The sequence below is a fragment of the Streptomyces sp. NBC_00829 genome, from assembly GCF_045161795.1.
Classification (GTDB): Bacteria; Actinomycetota; Actinomycetes; order Streptomycetales; family Streptomycetaceae; genus Streptomyces.
In genome coordinates this window covers 8,193,532-8,213,629 of record NZ_CP108867.1, presented here as the reverse complement: position 1 = coordinate 8,213,629, position 20,098 = coordinate 8,193,532, and the positions used below count along the sequence as shown (strand labels likewise).

Genomic DNA, 20,098 nt, shown 5'->3' with positions numbered 1-20,098 from the left:
TCCGAGCGGATGGCGCGGCCATGAGGACAGGACCTGGACAGACATGCCGTCAGGTGGTCACGCGGGTCACGCGTTCAGGTGGTCCGGTGTGTCACCGGGTCAGCGCCTTGACGACGGCCGCCCGTGCGGTCTCGATGTCGGTGACGTCCTTCTTGCGGCCGTCGAGGTCCCGGGTGGCGGTGGCGAGGGCATCGGTGAGCGCGGCGCTGTCCGTGCCGCCGTCCTTCTTCCGGAGCTGGGCGACGAGGTCGAAGTCCTCGATGCCCTCCTTCAGCTGCTCCCAGCGGATGGAGGACATCGGGCCGTTCTCGCCCGGGTAGACCAGGTACTCGTCGCCCTGGCTGAAGATATGCACCGGCTGCTTGAACGGGTCGGGCGTCCAGCTGTTGTAGGACCAGCGCAAGAACCCGTCCAGGTGCCGCTGCGCGGAGATCCAGGGCAGCATCCGGGCCTCGACCGCGGGCGAGTAGGTGAGGGTGTTGGGGTGCGCGGGCAGGCCGTAGGTGTAGAAGGTGGTGATCTTCCCGGCCTTGCGCCGCTCCGCGGCCTTCTCCGGCGTCATGGCGTCGATGCCGCCCCAGTCCACGGACAGGTTGGAGGCGATGTTCTCGGTGTTGATCGATCCGGCGACGGAGATGCGCTCGTCGAAGGCCGGGGCGGTCTCGTGGACGAAGTCCTTGACGACCTTCATGGTGTCGACCGGCCGCTCGTCGAACGACAGCCAGGTGTGCGGCAGCCAGCCCTTCGCCTTCACGTGCGCCTCGAAGGCCGGGAGGAACGCCCCCCAGGCCTGCCGCCAGCGGGCACCGCCGAGGTCGACGTTCTCGTAGACGGTCTTGCCGGTACGGGAGTCGGTATAGGTCAGGTGCTCGCCGTCCTGGAAGGCCAGCATGGAGAAGGCACCGATCTCCGGGCCGACGCCGGCCCTTTTGGCGGTCGAGACATATCGGTCCCAGCGCGAGAAGTCGAAGGCGAAGCTGCTGCCGTTCCAGGTCCAGCCCACCATGCTCGAGTACGGCGTGGCCGTCTGCGACTGGCGGGTGCCGAGCGACCACTGGTGGTGCCAGGGGTTGTCGACGATGGTGGTGTTGATGACCCGCTGGCCGCGGCCGGCCAGGTCCCGGTCGTATCGCTCGATGAGCTTCCAGTGCCGGTCGGACCAGAGCTTGACCCCGTGCGCCTGGGCGATCGTCTCCGGCTGGGCCCATACATCGAGGAAGAACGAGGAGGTGGCGGCGTCGGGCACGGTGGCGTCCGCGACCTCGATGGTCAGCGGGTAGCTCGCCTCGGTTCTGCCGTCCGCGTCGACCTTGACGGTGCCGGTGTAGGTGCCGGGCTTGGCGTCCTTGGGGATGTGGAAGGTGAACCACAGCGGCTGTGCCGCGTACGCGGGCACATCGACGTAGGGGCGCTCTTCGAGCGGGTCGCCGACCACGTCGGGGTTGCGGTCCCCCGAGACCTCCTTGCCGGAGCTGACGTCGTCGATGGTGGCGGACCAGTCGACCTCGCTCTTGGACCGCTGGACCGGCACGTACTTGACGAACCGGACCTTCGCCGACCGGGAGGACAGCCGCGCCCCGCCGGGGCCCGTGAGATCGCCGACCCGGGCGCGGACGCTGCCGAGATCGTGGCCGGAGGCGATCGCCAGCTGTGCGGAGACCTGCTCGTTGCGCACGGCGGACAGGGACAGGGCCTTGGTGTCCTTGCCGTCGATGCTGAAGGGGTAGCGCGGGACCCGGACCTCGGCGGAGCTGCCGAACGATCCCGTGGGGACCCAGGTGATGGTGTCTCTGGTGCCCATGGCATCGGCCACCTTGACGGTGAGCCAGGTGGTGGTGGGTTTGGAGTTGAGGTCGGTGGTGTCGGTGCCGTTACGCGCGACCGCGACGGTGCTCGCGGCCACGGCGACCCCCGCGACGAAGGCGGCGATGACGGTGGACATACGTGCCATGGGTCGGTTCCTCGCTTCGGTACGAGGCCCCGGCACGGGTGGGTGGACCTGCCGGGGCCGAGGGGGAGGTGCAAGGGGGGTGGGCGCGGGTGCCAGGAGGCCGCTGCCGGCACGTGCGTCCAGGAGGTGGGTCCATGACTCGGGAGTCGGGACGCGGGGTCATGATGTGACTTCGAAGTCGCGGAAGTGCGCCTCCACGGTCTCGCCGGGGTAGAAGAGGTTGACCGCACTGGCCACCATCCCGGCGTCACCGGTACCGGATGCCGACGGCACCTGGGCGGTGCCGACCTGGGTCCACGTCCGTCCGTCCTTGCTGGCGTACGCCGTGTAGGTGGCGCCGTCGCGGGTCAGCTTCAGATGGGCCGGGTGGTAGGTGGCGCCGCCGCCGGCCCAGGTGTCGAGCCGTCCGTCGCCATTGCTGTCGGTCATGAACTCCAGGCCGTACTTGTTCGTCATGACCAGCACCGCGTAGCCGCCCTTCTCCGGTGCGGTGAGGTCGTTGGCCACGGCGATCCCGGCCTTGCCGGCGGGGGTGATGCCCTCCTGGGAGGTCACCTCGGCCTGCACGGTGGCCTTGGGACCGGCCACGTCGTCGAGGTAGACGGCGCCCTTCTCGTCCTGCCCGCCGGACAGGTCCTGCCCGCCGGCCCAGATCGCGATCTGGTCACCGGCCTGGCCGTACTTGGCGTCGGTGGTGGCTGTTGTCCTGTAGGGCGCCATGACACTGCCCGGGACGGCCTTCACCTGCGCCTGGACAGTGTCCGAGACCTCCTTGCCGTAGTCGTACGTCACCTCGGCCGTGATGTCGTGGCTGCCCCACCGGGCCTGCTCCGCCGGAGTCACCGTCCAGTCGGTGGTCAGGGCCGCGCCGTTGTTGAGCATGCGTGCGGTGGCCGCGGTGGTGGCCTCGGCGGTCCAGCCGTCGGGCACCTTCAGGGCCGCCTTGACGCCCAGGATCGGCCGGTCGCTCCAGTTGGCCGCCGTGGTGGTGACCTTGAACGGGGTACCGCTGCCGGTGGACGGGGATTCCGGGCTGATCGCGATGCCCGCGGCCGGCACGTCGTGGCGCTTGAGCGCCCGAACGGCCTTGCCGGCGCCCTTGGCCTTGAGGTTGACGAACGCCGGGGTGACGCCGAGCGGCGCCCCGTATCCGGTGAGCGTCCTGGGGCCGTGGATCACGGTTCCGTGGTTGACGTCGTACCAGGCGCCGGCCGGCAGGTAGACCGTGCGGGAGGCCTTGTTGGTGAGGTTGGGAGCGGCGAGCACGGCCGGGCCGAGCATCCACTCGTCGCCGACGCTGTAGCTCTTGCGGTCCTTCGGGTAGTCGAAGAACAGTGGACGCATGATCGGGTCGCCGGTGGCCACCGTGTGCTGGACCTGGTCCCAGATGTAGGGGGCGAGCCGCTCATGGGCCTTGATCGCCTTCTGGTAGAGGTCGATGGTCTCCTGGTCGTAGACGACTTTCTGGCCGGTGGTCACATCGTTGGTGTCCACCGGGGATGTCGAGGAGTACATCAGCGGCATCAGCGAGGCCGACTGGGCCCAGCGCACCAGCACACCCTTGGACGGGGCGGGGTGGCTGCCGGAGCCGCCGATCATGTCGGACTCGATGAACGGGTAGCCGATGGTGGAGATCGCGAGGTTCTGGGTCACGGATGCGCGCAGGGACTCCCAGTTGGTGCCCTTGTCCACCTGCCGGGTGACGAAGCCGGCCTTGTGTCCCATCTCGCCCCAGTGCACCCGGATGCCCGAGCCCTGAAGGTCGAACTCATCGGCGAGCTGCGCGCCGAGCCTCTGGTAGTCCGCGGCCTGGTGGCCGCTGTGCGGGGCGCAGGCGTCGTCGAAGAAGCGGGTGTCGAACTTCAGCCCGTCGATCTCGTTGTCGCTCATGAGCTTCTTCAGGTTGCCGACGTACCAGGCCTTGGCGTCCGGGTTCGCCAGATCGATGATCCCGGCATTGCCGTTCCACCAGGTGACCTTGCACGGCTTGCTCGTGTCCTTGGCGTCCTTGAGCAGGTACCCGTGGTCGACCGCGTACTGGTAGTTGTCGGAGTCCAGATTGATCCACAAGGTGACCCAGATGCCGAAGTCGAACCCCATGTTGTGGATCTTGGCGGACATGCCCTTGGGGTCGGGGAAGGTCTTCTTGTCGAAGGTCAGGTTCCCGTATCCGGACTCCCACTTGTCGTCGAGCTGGATGGTGTGCCCGTCCACGCCGTTCTTGTGGAGGTCGGTGGCGTAGTCGAGGAGCTTGTCCTGGTCGACATTGGTGTAGAACTGCGCCCACGAGTTCCATAGCGGCTTGGCGTACTGCTCGTAGGTGGCGTCGCTCTTGCTCGGCTTGCCGACGACGCCGACGTAGTCACGGTAGACCTCCAGCGGCGTGGACTCGACGAACACCGTCGCCTTGTAGGTCTCCGCGGACTCGACCGTGAAGCGGCCCAGGCCGTCCTTGTGCCCGTTGATGGAAACGTCCATCGTCCTGCCGGTGTCAACGCGCAGACCGGTCGCGCTGGAGGTGTACCAGAACGGGTCGACCATGTGGTAAGAGGCCGGGCCGAACGCCTCGTCCTTGACCTCGCCGCTGTCGAGCGGCCACGGCTGGTCGGTGCCCGGGCCTCCCTGCGGCGTCAGCGCCTCACCGTGCCCGTACCAGTGGCCCGCCGACGAGAGGTCGTAGACGAGGCCGAGTTGGTCGGGGCTACCGCCGTCGACGTCCCAGTTCAGTTGGTAGCGGTCGGCCTTGGGCGTCAGGTGCGCGGTGACGGTGGCACCGTCGAGTGTGGTGGCGGCGGTGAGGCTGAGGACACCCTTCTTCCATGACCAGTCGGTGACCTTTGTGGCGTGCTGCCAGCTTCCGCCGGACCTGAATCGCAGTCCGCCGCTGTCCCCAACGGCGGTGCCGAGCAGGGGCTTGCCGCCGCGCGAGGTGGTCAGTGCCAGCCTGTCGGTGGCGACATCGACCGTGTATCCGGGCGCCCCCTTCGTGGCGGGGACAGACACGGTGACGTCGTCTCCGCGCTGGGTCACCTTGATTCGGTCCGCCGGGTCGGCCTGGGCGGACGGGGTGAGAACGGCGGAGACGGTAGGCATGAGCGCCAGGGCCAGCGCGGCGGCCAGGAGCCTGCCGCGCCTGGAGGAGTGTGGGTGCAATGCTCGTCCTCTGGTTGACGGGGCCTGTGATCTACCAGGGCGCTGCTGCAAGATTTTGCTCATATTGCGGCGATGGAAGTCACCTGTCAACAGTTCAGCTGCACGGATTTGACGATCCAACAAGAGCTCCACGTCGGCCGCCTCTGGCCGAACTGCCGTTAGCTATAGGGATATTGCGGAATCAGTCCCCTATTTTTGCCACTTCCGGCTGCCACGCGGCCGTGAGGGGCACCCTGACGGCGACTGCGCGCATCGCGCAACTTTCGCGCAGAACGAAGCACCCGTTGGATGTCGGTGCAGGCTGCACGGCGACAGGAACGATCCGGAATATCCGTACGGGCGCGGACGGTTGACACACCGATGCCGCGGCGATGAGGGCACATCGGAGCCGTCACGGCATACGACCTCGATGCCCGGATGTTCGCGCAGCAACGCTTCCAGGGTGTCGGCTGTGCGGTCGGGCAGCACGTCGATCCGCTCATGGGTCTCGGCGTCGATGACCACGGTGGCATAGCGGTGCCGCCGGCACAGCGCGAATTCGTCGACGCCGATCACGCGGTGCACCCGCCCGGTGGGCTTCCACCGAATCCGAGACAGGGCCGTTGAATTGACACACCCACTTGGAGGAGCTCAGGTCCGACATCGTGGAAGCCTTCGGCCCCGATAGCCGGGCGGGGCGGGCTTTCACGCGCTTGCGCGTACGGCGTTCACCAGGTGCCGCTGCCGCCGAAGCTGAGCTGCACGACGCCCAGTTGCACGAGGCCGGCGGCGGCCGCAGCGGGGCTGGCCGTGGTGGGCGATGGGGCCGTGATCTGGAGAACGGCACCATGGTTGCGGAAGGCCCGGCGCCAGGGCCGCTTGGATCCGGGCCGGGCGCCAGCGCTGACGACGAGCCCGGCCGCCGCGAGGGTGACGGCGAAGCCGACGGTGAGGGCTGCCCCGGACCGCAGCGCACGGGCGAGGCGCACCGGCAGGGGTGAGGTGTCGCCGTCGTCGAGAGCGTAGGTGATCCAGGCGGGCAGCAGGGCGAACCCGCACGGGTTGACCGGGGCGATCATCCCGGCGGCGAACGCGAGGGCGAGCAGGCCGTTCACCTCGCGCCCGGCTTCTGCAAGGCGGTCGGGATCTGGTCCGGGCCGGGGTCGGTGGCCTTGAAGGTGACCTTGCCGGCCGGGTCGACGACGATCAGCGTGGACAGCGCGGGGACCTTGTACCGCTGGGAGAGAACGGCGCTGGTCAGCAGACCGGTCGGCAGGATCTCGTTGGTGACGGTGGCGAAGATCCCCAGCATCACCGAGACCATGCCCAGCCACCCCCGTCAGCGGGGAAGGATGGGGAGGAGCGTTGGCCGTTGACCGGAGTGGCGGCGGTTGCAGGCATCATGTTCCGTCCGGTGAGAGGCAGGGCAGTGCGCGATCAGTCCAGCAGGCCTCATCGGGAGGTGGCTGGCAGATCCGCGACGGCACCCTCGCCTTCACGGTGCGGTGATGTCGCATTCCGGCTCACCACAGCACACGCAGTGACGGCTCCGGACGGTGTGCTTTCTCCGGTCCGGTTTCCTTGTTTGACGCAGTGCGCAAAAGTTGCATAACGTACATGCGTGGGTGCCGCCAAGCAAGAGTGCCCGGTCGGTCTGCCTACCGAGCTGACGAGCTTCGTGGGGCGGAAACACGAGGTCAGCGAGGTGAGGGCGCTTTTTTCGCGTGCCCGGATGGTGACGCTGATCGGTCCCGGCGGGGTCGGGAAGACGCGGCTGGCACTGCGGGTGGCCACCGAGGTGCGCAGGGCCTTCGCCGACGGGATCCGGTTCGTGGACGTCGCCCAGCTCCGGGAGGGGGAGCTGCTGCCCTATCTGGTGGGCGAGGTGCTTGCGGTCCGGGACCAGTCTGGTGGTGACCAGACCGAGGTCATTACGCACTTCCTCCGCGACCGGCAGATGCTCCTGGTGTTCGACAACTGCGAGCACGTCGTGGACGCCTGTGCGCGGCTGATGAACAGCGTGCTCCGGGCCGCTCCGGGCGTACGGATGCTGGCGACCAGCCGGCAACGGCTCGGTGTCACGGGTGAGTACGTGCGGTCGGTGTCCACACTGCCGGTGCCCGCGGCGGACGCTGACGGGCCCAGCGGCTCCGGGCCCGGTGCGCTGGCGGAGTACCCCGCCATGGCGTTGTTCGCTGAGCGGGCGGCGGCGGTGACCGAGTTCTCCCTCACCGGGGAGAACTGGCCGACCGTGGCGCGGCTGTGCCGTCGGCTGGACGGGCTCCCGCTGGCGATCGAGCTGGCGGCGGTGCGCACCCGGATGATGTCGGCAGGGGAGATCCTCCAGCGGCTCGACGGCCGGTTCGAGCTCCTGGAAGCGATCGACCGGGCGGCCCCTTCCCGGCACCGCTCCCTGGAAGCGGCAGTCTCCGGGAGCTACGAGCTGTGCTCGCCGGAGGAACAGCTGCTGTGGGCGCGCGCCTCCGTCTTCGCCGGCCCTTTCGAACTCGACGCGGCCGAGGGCGTGTGTGCGGACGACCGATTGCCGGTCGCGAAGGTCCTGGACGCCGTGTCGGGGCTGGTGGACAAGTCGGTCCTGGTTCGGGAGGAGCTGCTCGGCCACGTCCGGTTCCGGCTGTTGGACACGCTGGCTCAGTACGGCCGGGAGAGGCTGCACGAGGCTGGTGAAGCGGCGGTCATGGCCCGTCGGCACCGGGACTGGTACCTGGAGCTGACCGAGCGGATGGAGGCCGAGTGGTTCAGCCCCGAACAGCTCGACTGGTCGCGACGCATGCGCCGTGAGCACGCCAACCTACAGGTGGCCCTCGCCTACTGCCTGACCGTCCCCGGAGAGAGCCAGTCCGCTCTACGCCTGGTCGCGGCCATGGTCTTCTACTGGTCCACCTCCGGGATCATCACCGAGGCCCGGCTCTGGCTCGACCGGGCCCTGGCGCTCGATCCCCGTCCCACGCTCGCCCGGGCGCGGGCCCTACAGGCCCTCGGGCTCATCACCAGCATCCAGGGGGACAACCCCACCGGGTACCCGGCGCTCCAGGAGTGCCGCGATCTGGCCCGGCGGTTCGGTGACGCCTTCCTGGAGGCGTACGCCCTCGGCACTCTGGCCACCGTCGCCATGCGCGGAGACCTCGATGAGGCCGTCGCGCTCGCCCACGAGGCGTTGGCATGTCCGGAGTACGCACGGGAGCCCCAGGCCTGCCAGGCGTGGCTCGCCCTCATCATGGTCCGGTCGCTCCGCGGGGAGCACGACGAGGCGATAGCGGCCAGCGACGCGATCCGCCGGTACAGCGCGGCGTGCGGGGAGGTCTCGTATCTTTCGTGGGCGCTGTGCACCCGCGCCGTGGCGGACTTCGACAAAGGGGATCGCGCGTCCGCGGCGGCGCACGCGTGCGAGGCCATGAAGATCAAACGGGGCTTCGGTGACACCGTGGGCATCGGCCTGGCCGTCATGGTGCTGACGTGGACGGCGCTGGCCTCCGGAGACCTGCTGCGCGGGACTGTGCTCCTGGGGGCACACCGGAGGCTGCGGAAGTCGTACGACCTCTCCGGAAGCGTCATCCCGTGGGACGCGCAGACCGAGCAACTCGAGGTCCGGGCACGGGAACAGCTCGGTACGGACGCCTTCGAGCGTGCTTTTTCCCGCGGTCTGGGTTTCGACCTGGAGCAGACCATGGAGTACGCACTCGGCTCCGGCGCCGCGCCCGCTGCCGAAGGGTCTGCGGCGGCCGAGCCCAGCCCGCTGACGCGACGGGAGGAGCAGGTGGCCGAGCTGGTGGCCCGGGGCATGTCGAACAAGCGGATCGCCGACCAGTTGGTGATCTCCCAGCGCACCGCCGAAGCCCATGTGGAGCACATCCTCACCAAGCTCGACTTCACCTCACGAGCCCAGATCGCGTCCTGGGTCACCCAGCGCGAAAGCGCCTGACCCGGGCGGGGCGCGGCCGGTCGACCGCGCGGTGGCCGACCGGCTGGTTCGGCTTCAGGCCGCCACGGGTTCCAGGGCGGCGCCCGCGGCGAGCGCGTACCCGCGGCGAGAGGTGACCTCGGGGATGCGCAGGGTGAACCACACCGTCTTCCCGTCCGCGCGGGGCCGGCACCCCCAGGCCGAGCCGAGCGTGGTCACCAGGGCCAGACCGCGCCCGTTCTCGTCGTCGGTGTCGCTGGCGTGGAACCGCGGCGGTGCCGGGTCGGAATCGCTGACGTCGATCAGCACCCGGCAGCGCTCCAGCCGGATGTCCACGGCCACCCGGAGCGGCGTACCGTGCGGGCACCGGGAGTGCAGGACCGCGTTCGCCAGGAGTTCGCTGGCCAGCAGCTCGGCGGAGTCGACGGTCTCCTGCGGCACGCCGCAGCGGGCGAGCATCTGGGCGACGCAGCGGCGCATGGCCCTGACGTCGGCGGGGCCGGGGGAGATGATGTTCATGTGCAGGCAGACGTTCTCGGTGTGATCGACGGCCCTGATGGAGAGGGTAGTGGCGTTCATGGCGGAAGCCCTTCGGCGCAAAGTTTCTACGACCTCAGCGTTGCCCTGCGCCTCCGCGAGTACATCCGTACTTCTACTGCATTTCGCGCACCCTACCTACTTATTCATCCGATTTGCGTAGATACCCGCTGGGCCCGCGGCAGGACCGGACCCGAGCCGGTGCCGGCACTGGGCGATCACCGGGGACAACTCGTTCGCGGTGCAGATCGCCGCAGTGGCCCGGGATGGCGCCGCCTCAAGCAAACTGATGCGCGGCCGTATCTGTGGGGCACCTTCGTGTGGGCCATGTTCGACTTCGCCTCCGACTCACGTGCCGAGGGCGACCAGCCGGGCATCAACGACAAGGGCCTCGTCACCCAAGACCGCCGGATCAAGAAGTTTGGGCGACGCGGTCGGAGACCAGCACGGTGCCGTCACTGTCGCGGGTGTAGACGCGGCTCGTGGCAGCCCCGGTGGGGTCCTGTTCCTGCTTCATGGTGTAGCCGCCGGGGAGACCTTGGGTGGTCAGGTTGCCGTCGGCGTTGTATCGGGCGGTGATGGCGCCGGCGACCGAGTCGGTGACCGAGGTGCCACCGCTGAGCCTGCCGATGGATAGGACGGGGCGAGCGCGGCCGCGGCCCTGGCCCCGCGACGCCTCTGGTCGGCTCTGCGTGTGGCCCTGCGTCGCAAGGGGAGCTCGTAGCCGCTGCCAACCATCCCGGTGCAGCAGCAAGCCAAGCTCGTAGCACGGGTGTTGAGGTGCCACCGGGCAGGACGCTCTTGCCGGGTGAACAGACATTGCTCTTGACGTGGGCCTGACGAAGCGCTGAACTGGGCGAGCGGTTTAGACCAATGATATAGACCAGTCATCCGATTGTGGCGGGTCGTACCACTATTCACCTCGAGGAACACGATGAGCCTCCTGAGATCGCTGTCCCGCGGCACGCTTGCCGTGGTTGTCCTTCTGGTCGCCACCATCTCGGTGGGGGCCAGCCCGGTGGCGGCGCAGAGCGCGTCGAATCCCAAGCCCCTGACCATCCCGGCACTGCAAGAGTGGACCGGCGACACCGGCTCGTTCACCTTCACCGATGCCACCCGGATCGTCTGGTCCGCCGACAACGCGTCGGCCCTGGCGTCGACCAGTGAGGTCTTAGCCGACGACCTGCGGGCCCTGACCGGCCGCCCGGTCACCCGGCGCGTCGGCACCATCGCCGACCTGCGGGCCGGTGACATCTTCCTGTCGCTCGGCTCGACCGACAGCGGGCTCGGCGATGAAGGTTACGAGCTCTCCATCACCGACAAGATCACCATCAGCGCCCGAGACGATCGCGGCGCCTTCTACGGCACCCGGACCGTCCTGCAGCTGCTCAAGCAGGGAACCTCGATCCCGCGGGGCTCCGCGCGGGACTGGCCGCTCAAGCCCGAGCGCGGTCTGATGGTGGACAACGGCCGCAAGTACTTCACTCCGCAGTGGCTGCGGAATCACGTGAAGGAACTGGCCTATCTGAAAATGAACTACTTCCACCTGCACCTGTCGGACAACAAGGGCTTCCGGATCGAGAGCACGTCGCACCCTGAGATCGTCTCGCCGGAGCACCTGACCAAGCAGGAAGTCAGGGACCTCATCGCGCTCGCGGCGAAGTACAAGATCACGATCGTGCCGGAGATCGACGCGCCGGGCCACATGGCTCCGATCCTGGCCGCCCATCCCGAGCTGAAGCTGGTCAGCAATACCGGTGCGGCGCACGAGTCGTACATCGACCTGAGCAAGCCCGAGGCGTACGCGCTGATCAAGGACCTGTACGACGAGTACCTGGCACTGTTCCCCGGCCCGTACTTCCACATCGGCGCCGACGAGTACGACGTCAACTACAGCTCCTACCCGCAGCTGGAGCAGTACGCCAAGGCCACCTACGGCGCCAACGCCAACGGCAAGGACGCCTACCTCGGCTTCGTCAACTGGGCCGACGGGATCATCCGCGGTGCCGGCAGGACCACCCGCGCTTGGAACGACGGCATCGGCGGCGGCGCCGCGGTCACCGTCAACAGGAATGTCATCCTCGAGTTCTGGTACAACATCGGCAAATCACCGCAGACGCACATTGACAACGGGCACCTGATCTCCAACGAGAGCTGGACTCCCACGTACTACGTGCTCGGTTCCGGCGGCCCGAGCGGCCCGTCCAGCCAGTGGGGCTACGACACTTGGAACCCCGACCTGTTCCAGGGCAACCAGACCATTACCGAGGCGTCGAAGTCGAAGAACCTCGGCTCGAAGCTCCACGTCTGGTGCGACTACCCCGAAGTGGCCACCGAGGAGCGCATCGCCTCCGACATCAAGCAGGGGCTGCGGATGCTTGCCCAGCAAACCTGGGGCTCGCCGAAGCTGGTGACATCCTGGTCGAACTTCGTCCCGGTGATCAACACGATCGGCCGCAACCCCGCCTGGCCGTCCACCATGCAGGCGGGCAACCTCGCTGCGGGCAAGCCGGCGACCGTCTCCAGCACCGAGACCACGAGCTTTCCCGGGGTGAACGCCCTGGACAGCGAGTACGGCACACGCTGGTCCAGCAGCTACACCAACAACGAGTGGATCACCGTCGACCTCGGATCGTCCAGGAAGATCAACCGGGTCAAGCTCTACTGGGAGAAGGCGTACGGTACGGGCTACCAGATCCAGGTCTCCGACGACGCCACCACGTGGACCACGATCTACACCACGACCACGGGTGACGGTGGCCTCGACGACCTGACCGGGCTGTCCGGCACCGGCCGCTATATCCGCATGCAGGGGACGGCGCGGGCGACGACGTGGGGCTTCTCGTTGTACGAGTTCGAGGCCTACGCGCCAACCACGGTCGCTGGTGCACGTGCCCTCCCTGGATCTGCTGGCGCAGACCGAGGCCGCGTGGCGCGAGGGGGGCAGCCGGGGGCCGCCGATGATCGGAGTGTCCTCGCTGCGGGGTGAGGAGGTGAAGGAGATCGCCCCCAGGTTGTAGACCTCGTCCGGCTTCACCGCGGAGACCGCGTTGACCGCGGAGACCAGGCTGCCCTGGTCCATCAGATCGCCGTCCACGAATTCGGGATCGGGGATCAGCCGGCTGACGCGGTCCTTGCGCGGATTCGCCTGCCTCCTGGTCAGCCCCCAGACCCGGTACCCCAAGGAGCAGGTGCTCCGCCAGATACGCCCCATCCTGTCCGGTGACGCCGGTGATCAGCGCACGCTTGGCCATCCATTCCCCTTCGCTCTCAGGCAAGGACCAGCGAAGCAGGAACGGGCAAGGAATTTGCGAGACTTCACCGGCCCGCGTCTCAGCAGGCGTCTCGGTCCGTGGCCGACGTGCCGGCCGAGGCGGCCAGCGGCACGGGGTGCGCCTGGATCCTGGTCGGCAGGATGTCCAGGCGCCGCCGGGACGTCGCGTGCACCACGCGGTCGCCGGCCCGCGGGACACGGCGTTGCGGTGGGCGCCGAAGCCCGTCGCTCGCGGAAGGCAGAAGCCGCCCAGTGTGTCCGACGAGGAAGGCGGACGGTACGCGGGGACGTTCCCGGACAAGCCACCGCGGCCCTGGTAGCCGTCGGCCACGGAAACATGTCAGCGGCAGGCCGCCCGCGCGCCCTCGTTCGTGTGGTGCGCGCAGACAGGAATCCTGTCCGGGGCGGCATCAGGCACATCGCGTGGGCGAAGCGCCGGAAGCTGCCGACGCAGACGTCGATCTCACGCCGCCAGGCCCGCCGAACCGTCAACTGCCCCGGGGAGCGACCGCACCCCAGCAGGAGCTGCGCCGGGAAGCTGTAGCGCGCCCGGCGCCCCGGGCGACATCCGTACAACCCTTGGAGCGCTGAGTACACATGAACAGCAACCCCGCCGACGCCCCCACTCCCCCGCCTGCCGGTCCAGGGGACGGGGCCGCGGTCTCCCGCCAGGAGTTCGACGCACTCTTCGAGGCGGTCCGCACATGGGGCCGCTGGACTGCAGCCGACCGCGGCGCCTGGAACAGGGTGACAGCGGGCCACGTGCAGAGGGCAGCCGCACTGATCCGGTCTGGCACGGTCGTCCCGATGGGGCGGCCCTGGGACACCCGGCCCGGACCGGACAACGGAAAGCCGGCGCTGCACTACATGTCCGACCTCGGCGACGTGGAGGCCCCGGAGCCATCGGCCTACATGGACTTCCTCGCTGTGGACTTTCACGGCAAGAGCGTGAGCCACCTCGACGCTCTGTCGCACATCGCCTACCGAGGGCAACTCTACGACGGCCGGACGGCGCGCGAAGTCGTCGACGCCAGGGGTGCCCGCTTCGGCGCGGTCTCGGCGCTCGGCCCCCTCGTCACCAAGGGCGTACTCCTCGACCTGCCCGCTGTCCTCGGGGCCGATTGGCTGGAACCCGGGCGTGCGGTGCACGTGCAGGACATCCTCTCCGCAGAGAGGGCACTCGATGTGACGATCGGGGACGGCGATGCGGTACTGCTACGCTCCGGCCGCTTCCGCCGGCGCCGGGAAATCGGCCCCTGGAACCCTGCTGCGGCGAGCGCGGGCTGGCATGTGGACGCCCTGCCACTGCTGGCCGAGCGCGCCATCGCTCTGCTCGGCGGCGACGGGGACAGCGACGTGCGGCCGTCACCGGTCGAGGGTCTGCACTCCCCCGTCCACGCGCTCGCCATCACGGCCATGGGGGTGCCGCTGCTGGACAACCTCGACCTCGAACCACTCTCCGCCGCCTGCGCCGAGGCGGGCCGGTACGAGTTCATGCTCGTCGTGACGCCGCTGAACGTCCCCGGCGGGACGGGCTCGCCCGTCAATCCGGTCGCCGTCCTGTGATGCCCGGCCCGCCTGCCACTCTGCCCCCACTCCCCGTCCATACCAGTCCTAAATGTGAGGAATATACTCAAACCTGGCGATCGAGAGTATTCCGATGAGGGAAGTGGTGCAGATGGGGGTCGTGGGAGACCGCATCGGCCCCGTGGGCTCCCGTGACCGGTTTCTGCACGGGGGGTCGGTCGAGTCAGTCGCGGGGACCGTGAGAAGTCCGATCCTGAGCTCGTGGCAGCGCTGCCAGCTGCTGGGGCTGTCGCCGGACCAGTCCATGCTTCCCTTCAACGAGGACTTCGACCCGGATGGTCCGCTCGTCCGGGCCGCCGGGCCCGTGCTCGACCGGCTGCAGTCGATTTTCGCGGGCAGCCGGATGAACATCTGTCTCGCGGACGGACGCGGCACGGTGCTTGAACGCCGTTTCGGGGACAAGTCCCTGCCCAGGCACCTCGCCCCGATCCAGAGCGTTCCCGGTTTCGTATTCGCCGAACAGGTCGCGGGGACGAACGGCATCGGTCTCACGATCGCGGAACGGCGACTCGTTCAGGTCTACGGCGCCGAGCACTTCGCCGAGCGGTCCCAGTCGAGCGCCTGTACCGCGATCCCCGTCCGCGACCAGCTCAGCGGGGGCATCGAGGGCGTCCTGTGCCTCGGCTATCCCTACACCGATGCGGACCCGGCGCTGGTCCCGTTGGTACGCCGGGCGGCCGCGGCCGTCGAACGACGGCTGATGGAGCAGAGTTCGGCGCGGGAGCGCGGCCTGCTGCAGGCGTATCTCGATGCCGGGAGCCTCGCCCGGACCGTCCAGGGCTCCCCGAACGGGCACCCGATCGGAATGGACGATCTGCTCCAGAGCGAGCTGGACCAGCCCGACCAGTTGATCCTCAAGGAGAAGGCCACGGAGCTGATGTCCTCGGCCCAGCTGGCCGCCGCCGAGGTGCCCCTGTCCCGCGGCCGGTGGGTCACCCTCGTGAGCCGTCCTGTGACGAGCTCCTCCGGGGTGGAGGGCGTCGTCGTCGAGGTGCTCCTGCCCGAAAACCCCGAAATCAAGGAGCGGCACGCGCCTGCCCCCGCCCTCGCAGCCTCGCTGGCCTGGCCCCGCGTCACGCCCGCACCGCCCGCACCGCCCGCACCGCCCGGACCGCCCGGACCGCCCGGACCGCCCCCGACGACGGTCCGCACACCCGCCGCACCCGCCACACCGGGCGCCCACGACTCCGCCAACGGCATGGTCAGAGGGCTGGTGCTGGTGGGCGAGCCGGAAGTGGGGAGGTACGCGGTCGCGGCACGACGCCGTCTGGAGTTGCTGGCCGAGGCCAGCAACCGGATCGGCACCACCCTGGACGTGAGCCGCACCGCCTGGGAACTCGCCGAGACAGCGGTCCCGCGCCTGGCCGACTTCGTCACCATCGACGTGCCCGAGGCCGTACTGCGTGGCGAGGAATCCGCCCATCCCACCACCGAGATGCACCGCACGGTGGTCCACGGCATACGCGAGGACTGCCCCTTCTACCCGGTGGGCGAGCAGGTCAGCCTTCGCCCGACCACGCCCCACATGCGCTGCCTGGTCACCGGGCAGCCGGTGCTGGAACCCGACCTGACGGCCGCCTTCGGCTGGATCGCCCAGGACCCCGGTCACGCCGAGCGGCTCCTCACGCACAACATCCACTCCCTCATCACCGTCCCCCTGCTCGCCCGCGGCGTCCTCCTGGGCATTGCCAGCTTCTACCGTTCGCAGGACCCCGCCCCCTACGGCGACGACGACCGCTCGCTGGCCCAGGAACTCGCCGCCCGCGCCGCCCTCTGCATCGACAACGCCCGCCGCTACACCCGCGAGCACACCCTGGCCTTGGCCCTACAGCGCAGCCTGCTCCCGCGCGGCCTCCCCGAACAGGACGCCGTCGAGGTCGCCCACCGCTATCTGCCCGCCGAGTGCGGAGTGGGCGGCGACTGGTTCGACGTCATCCCCCTCGCCGGGACCCGCGTCGCCCTCCTCGTCGGCGATGTCGTCGGCCATGGACTGCACGCCGCCGCCACCATGGGCCGGCTGCGCACCGCCGCCCGCAACTTCGCCGAACTGGAACTCGCCCCCGATGAACTCCTCACCCACCTGGACAACCTCATGGTGCGCCTCGACCGGGAGGAGGGCGGGGACAATCCCGCCGTCGGCAGCACCGGCATCGTCGGGGCCACCTGCCTGTACGCCATCTACGACCCCACCTCACAGCAGTGCACGATGGCCCGCGCCGGCCACCCTCCGCCCGCGCTGGTCCACTCCGACGGCACCGTGACCTTCCCCGACCTGCCCGCGGGCCCGCCTCTTGGCCTGGGCGGTCTGCCCTTCGAATCAGCCGAGATCCACCTCCCCGAACACAGCCAGCTGGTCCTCTACACCGACGGCCTCATCGAAGACCGCCATCGCGACATCGACGTGGCCCTCGACGAGCTGCGCCGCGCGCTGGCCCACCCGGACCGTACCCCCGAGGACACCTGCCAGGCGGTCCTCGACGCCGTGGCGCCCGACCACCCCGGCGACGACATCGCACTCCTCGTCGCCCGGACCAAAGCCGTGCCTCCCGACCGGATCGCCACCTGGGAGCTGCCCGCCGACCCCTCCCACGTCTCCGACGTCCGCGCCGCTGCCGTGGGCCAGCTGAGCCAGTGGGGCTTGGACGAGTCCGCTTTCGCCATGGAACTGCTGCTCAGCGAGCTGGTTACGAACGCCGTCCGCTACGGCGCCGAGCCCATCCGGGTACGCCTGATCCACGAGCGCACCCTGATCTGCGAGGTGTACGACACCAGTAGCACCGCCCCCCGCATGCGCTACGCGGCCACCACCGACGAGGGTGGCCGTGGCCTGTTCCTCGTCGCACAGCTCGCCCAGACCTGGGGCACCCGCTACACCACCGACGGCAAGGTCATCTGGGCCGAGTGCGCCCTGGACGCGGCGTGACCGGTGACCGGCGCCCCGGGAGGCGTACACGAGCCTCCGACCATCCCAACAATTCGCCCATTGGAGTCAACGAACGAGGCGGTATGCCGGAAATGCAGTGAAAGATCCCGATAGTATCCCGCATGCAGTCGGGAAGAACTCGGAGGCCGACCCCCGGAGAAGTCTGTGCGCGACGCTCCCGACACCTCAATGAGCCCACCCTCGCGCTTCGGTGGAGAACCGCTCGTCCGCATGCGCGGTCTCAGCAAGCGGTTCGGCGGCACTCCCGCGCTGGCCGCGGTCGATCTCGACATCCACAGAGGCAGCGTCCTCGCTCTGCTCGGCCCCAACGGCGCCGGGAAGTCCACACTCATCAAGGTGCTCGCCGGGGTCCACCACGCCGACGAGGGCGAGGTGACCGTGGCCGGGCACCCGCTCGGCTCCCATGCCGCCACCCGGACCATGTCCTTCATCCACCAGGATCTCGGTCTGGTCGAGTGGATGACGGTGGCTGAGAACATCGCCCTGGGCACCGGCTACCCACGCCGCTGCGGACTGATCTCCTGGCGGCAGACCCGAGAGCGCTGCGAGGAAGCCCTGCGGTTCGTCGCCGGGCACCTGGACGCCGACGCCCGGATCGCCGACCTCGCCCCCGCCGAGCGCTCGCTGGTCGCCATCGCCCGCGCCCTGGCGACACAGGCCGAACTCATCGTCCTCGACGAGCCGACTGCCACCCTCCCCGCCGCGGACTGCGCCCGGCTGTTCGACCTGCTGCACGCCCTGCGCGACCGAGGGCACGCAATCCTCTACGTCAGCCACCGGCTCGACGAGGTGTACAAGGTCGCCGACGCGTTCGCCATCCTGCGTGACGGCCGTCTGGTCGACCGAGGTCCGCTCGCCGGCTACAGCCCTGCCCGTCTGGTGCAGGCCATCGTGGGCCGGGAACCGGCCCGCTACGCGCCCGCCACCACCCCCGCCGCCGGCCCGCCCCTCCTGAGCCTCGGCGGCGTGAGGACCAAGGACACCGGACAGGTCAGCCTGGAGCTGCGGGCCGGCGAAATCCTCGGCATGGTGGGTCTGACCGGCGCGGGCCATATGGAGCTGGGCCGCGCCCTCGCCGGCGCCCGGCCGATCCTCGAAGGACGCGTGCTGCTCCACGGCAGGCCGTACCACCCGCGCACGGTCTCCGCCGCTCTCGCCTGCGGCGTCGGCCTCGTGGCGGGCAACCGTCAGGAGGAAGGCTGCGCCGCCGAACTGACCGTGCGGGAGAACTTCCTGGCGAACCCCCGGGCAGCCGGTGTGCCGGCGTTGCACTGGATCAGCCCCCGGCGCGAGCGCGCCGAGGCCACCGCCCTGATCGATCGCTTCTCGGTGCGCCCCCGCGACAGCGAGGCGCCGATCGGCACCCTGTCCGGCGGCAACCAGCAGAAGGTCATGGTCGGCCGGTGGCTTCGAGGGAACCTGCGCCTGCTCATCCTCGAGGAGCCGACCGCCAGCGTGGACGTGGGTGCCAAGGCCACGATCTACCGGCTGCTCGACGACGCGCTCGCCTCCGGCCTGGCGGTTCTGCTCATCTCGACCGATTTCGAGGAGGTCGCCGGCGTCTGCCACCGCGCTCTGGTGTTCGTCCGCGGGACCGTGCGCGCCGAGCTCACCGGCGCGGCCCTCACCGTCACCGAGCTCACTCGGACCGCCTCGGCCATGCCCCCCATCACCGGAGCCGCAACGAGCCGATGACCACCTTCCCCTCGCCCCGATCCGTGCTGGACCGTCTTCGTGGGCACCTCATCGGCACCTACGGCCTCCTGGTCCTCGCCGCCCTCCTCTTCCTGGTCTTCTCCATCGCCCTGCCGGACACCTTTCCCACCCGGGACAACATCTCCTCGATCCTCTCCAACCAGTCGATCCCCGCCCTCCTGGCGCTCGGCGCGACGATCCCCATCGCCACCGGAAAGTTCGACCTGTCGATCGGCTACGGGCTCGGCCTGGCGCACGTCATGGTGATGCAGCTCATCGTCAACGAAGGCTGGCCCTGGCCCCTCGCCTGCCTGGTGGTGGTGTGCGGAGGGGCGGTGGTCGGCGCTCTCAACGGCGTCATCGTCGAGTTCGGGCAGATCGACTCCTTCATCGCCACACTCGGCACCGGCAGCATCATGTACGCCTTCACCGGCTGGATCACCGATGGCTCCCGGATCGTTCCCGGCCCGGACGGCCTGCCCGCCTCCTTCACCGACATCTACGACTCCCGGTTCCTCGGGCTGCCAGTACCCGCCTTCTACGTCCTGGCCGTCGCCGCCGCCCTCTGGCTGGTACTGGAGCGGCTGCCGCTCGGCCGGTACCTGTACGTCATCGGCTCCAGCCCGCGTGCCGCGGGCATCATCGGCATCCACACCCGGACCTACTCCGTCTACGCCTTCGCCGGATCGGGCCTGGTCGTCGGCTTCGCCGGCGTCCTCCTCGCCGCCCAGCAGCAGACCGGCAACCCGAGTGTCGGTCTTGACTATCTGCTGCCCGCCTTCGTCGGCGCTCTGCTCGGGTCCACCACGATCAGACCCGGCCGCGCCAACGCCCTCGGCACCCTCGTGGCCGTCGCCGTCCTGGCCATCGGCCTCGCCGGCATCGGCCAGCTCGGCGCGCAGTTCTGGGCGACGCCGCTGTTCAACGGCTGCACCCTGCTCATCGCCGTCGGCCTGGCCGGCTACTCCGCCCGCCGCCGGCTGCGCACCGGCGCCACCGCGACCCGCCGGTCAGCCGAGCAGTCGGCTGCACCGTCGAAGAACGGCCACCCCTAGA

At 69.3% G+C, this 20,098-nt stretch carries 11 protein-coding genes and 3 pseudogenes; 6 read left to right on the top strand and 8 right to left on the bottom strand.

Annotated elements, in window-relative coordinates; all coding sequences use genetic code 11:
• Positions 1 to 91 precede the first annotated feature (91 nt).
• From OG293_RS36590 to OG293_RS36570, 5 genes and pseudogenes are all read right to left on the bottom strand, one after another.
• The gene (locus OG293_RS36590) at positions 92 to 1,951 is read right to left on the bottom strand and encodes a glycoside hydrolase domain-containing protein (protein ID WP_406003046.1); all 1,860 of its coding nucleotides are present in this window, start codon (positions 1,949 to 1,951) and stop codon (positions 92 to 94) included.
• Between the two features lie 159 nt (positions 1,952 to 2,110).
• A complete protein-coding gene (locus OG293_RS36585) occupies positions 2,111 to 5,044 on the bottom strand; it encodes a TIM-barrel domain-containing protein (protein WP_406003824.1) in 2,934 nt (977 codons plus the stop codon).
• Positions 5,045 to 5,488: 444 nt separating this feature from the next.
• A pseudogene (locus OG293_RS36580) lies at positions 5,489 to 5,680 on the bottom strand (transposase); the annotation flags it as partial.
• A gap of 293 nt (positions 5,681 to 5,973) precedes the next feature.
• Positions 5,974 to 6,198 (bottom strand): annotated as a pseudogene (locus OG293_RS36575) (cytochrome c biogenesis protein CcdA); the annotation flags it as partial.
• On the bottom strand, positions 6,195 to 6,407 hold the full coding sequence (locus tag OG293_RS36570; RefSeq protein WP_406003045.1) for a hypothetical protein: 213 nt from the start codon (positions 6,405 to 6,407) through the stop codon (positions 6,195 to 6,197). The pseudogene OG293_RS36575 and the gene OG293_RS36570, both read right to left, overlap by 4 nt.
• 297 nt (positions 6,408 to 6,704) lie before the next feature.
• Between OG293_RS36570 and OG293_RS36565 the strand changes: the two genes are divergently transcribed.
• Entirely contained in the window at positions 6,705 to 9,026 is a 2,322-nt protein-coding gene (locus OG293_RS36565; protein WP_406003044.1) for an ATP-binding protein, read from the top strand.
• Between the two features lie 54 nt (positions 9,027 to 9,080).
• On the opposite strand, the gene OG293_RS36560 is transcribed toward OG293_RS36565, so the two are convergent.
• Both OG293_RS36560 and OG293_RS36555 read right to left on the bottom strand, forming a co-directional pair.
• Positions 9,081 to 9,584: an ATP-binding protein gene (locus tag OG293_RS36560; RefSeq protein WP_406003043.1), complete on the bottom strand. Its 504-nt coding sequence runs from the start codon at positions 9,582 to 9,584 to the stop codon at positions 9,081 to 9,083.
• A 370-nt stretch (positions 9,585 to 9,954) separates the two neighbouring features.
• The gene (locus OG293_RS36555; RefSeq protein WP_406003042.1) at positions 9,955 to 10,296 is read right to left on the bottom strand and encodes a hypothetical protein; all 342 of its coding nucleotides are present in this window, start codon (positions 10,294 to 10,296) and stop codon (positions 9,955 to 9,957) included.
• A gap of 180 nt (positions 10,297 to 10,476) precedes the next feature.
• Here OG293_RS36555 and OG293_RS36550 point away from each other — a divergent pair, with 180 nt between their 5' ends.
• On the top strand, positions 10,477 to 12,531 hold the full coding sequence (locus OG293_RS36550) for a family 20 glycosylhydrolase (protein WP_406003041.1): 2,055 nt from the start codon (positions 10,477 to 10,479) through the stop codon (positions 12,529 to 12,531).
• Between the two features lie 6 nt (positions 12,532 to 12,537).
• Here the strand turns inward: OG293_RS36550 and OG293_RS36545 are convergent.
• Positions 12,538 to 12,796 (bottom strand): annotated as a pseudogene (locus OG293_RS36545) (GDP-mannose 4,6-dehydratase); the annotation flags it as partial.
• 617 nt (positions 12,797 to 13,413) lie between these two features.
• Between OG293_RS36545 and OG293_RS36540 the strand changes: the two are divergent.
• The 4 genes from OG293_RS36540 (at position 13,414) to OG293_RS36525 (ending at position 20,097) form a co-directional block, all read left to right on the top strand.
• A complete protein-coding gene (locus OG293_RS36540) occupies positions 13,414 to 14,382 on the top strand; it encodes a cyclase family protein (RefSeq protein WP_406003040.1) in 969 nt (322 codons plus the stop codon).
• Between the two features lie 112 nt (positions 14,383 to 14,494).
• Positions 14,495 to 17,326, top strand: a complete 2,832-nt coding sequence (locus OG293_RS36535; protein WP_406003823.1) for a SpoIIE family protein phosphatase — start codon at positions 14,495 to 14,497, stop codon at positions 17,324 to 17,326.
• 165 nt (positions 17,327 to 17,491) lie between these two features.
• Positions 17,492 to 19,042, top strand: coding sequence for a sugar ABC transporter ATP-binding protein (locus OG293_RS36530; protein WP_406003039.1), 1,551 nt, complete (start codon positions 17,492 to 17,494; stop codon positions 19,040 to 19,042).
• Positions 19,039 to 20,097, top strand: a complete 1,059-nt coding sequence (locus OG293_RS36525; protein ID WP_406003038.1) for an ABC transporter permease — start codon at positions 19,039 to 19,041, stop codon at positions 20,095 to 20,097. The genes OG293_RS36530 and OG293_RS36525 overlap by 4 nt, the downstream gene beginning before the upstream one ends.
• The last annotated feature ends 1 nt before the right edge of the window (position 20,098 follow it).

Excerpts from the sequence above, each read along its gene's own strand:
- OG293_RS36570 (WP_406003045.1), bottom strand. The coding sequence starts at position 6,407 with ATGGTCTCGGTGATGCTGGGGATCTTCGCCACCGTCACCAACGAGATC.
- OG293_RS36560 (WP_406003043.1), bottom strand. The coding sequence starts at position 9,584 with ATGAACGCCACTACCCTCTCCATCAGGGCCGTCGATCACACCGAGAAC.
- OG293_RS36550 (WP_406003041.1), top strand. The coding sequence starts at position 10,477 with ATGAGCCTCCTGAGATCGCTGTCCCGCGGCACGCTTGCCGTGGTTGTC.
- OG293_RS36540 (WP_406003040.1), top strand. The coding sequence starts at position 13,414 with ATGAACAGCAACCCCGCCGACGCCCCCACTCCCCCGCCTGCCGGTCCA.
- OG293_RS36525 (WP_406003038.1), top strand. The coding sequence starts at position 19,039 with ATGACCACCTTCCCCTCGCCCCGATCCGTGCTGGACCGTCTTCGTGGG.
- OG293_RS36590 (WP_406003046.1), bottom strand. The coding sequence starts at position 1,951 with ATGGCACGTATGTCCACCGTCATCGCCGCCTTCGTCGCGGGGGTCGCC.
- OG293_RS36535 (WP_406003823.1), top strand. The coding sequence starts at position 14,495 with ATGGGGGTCGTGGGAGACCGCATCGGCCCCGTGGGCTCCCGTGACCGG.
- OG293_RS36585 (WP_406003824.1), bottom strand. The coding sequence starts at position 5,044 with ATGCCTACCGTCTCCGCCGTTCTCACCCCGTCCGCCCAGGCCGACCCG.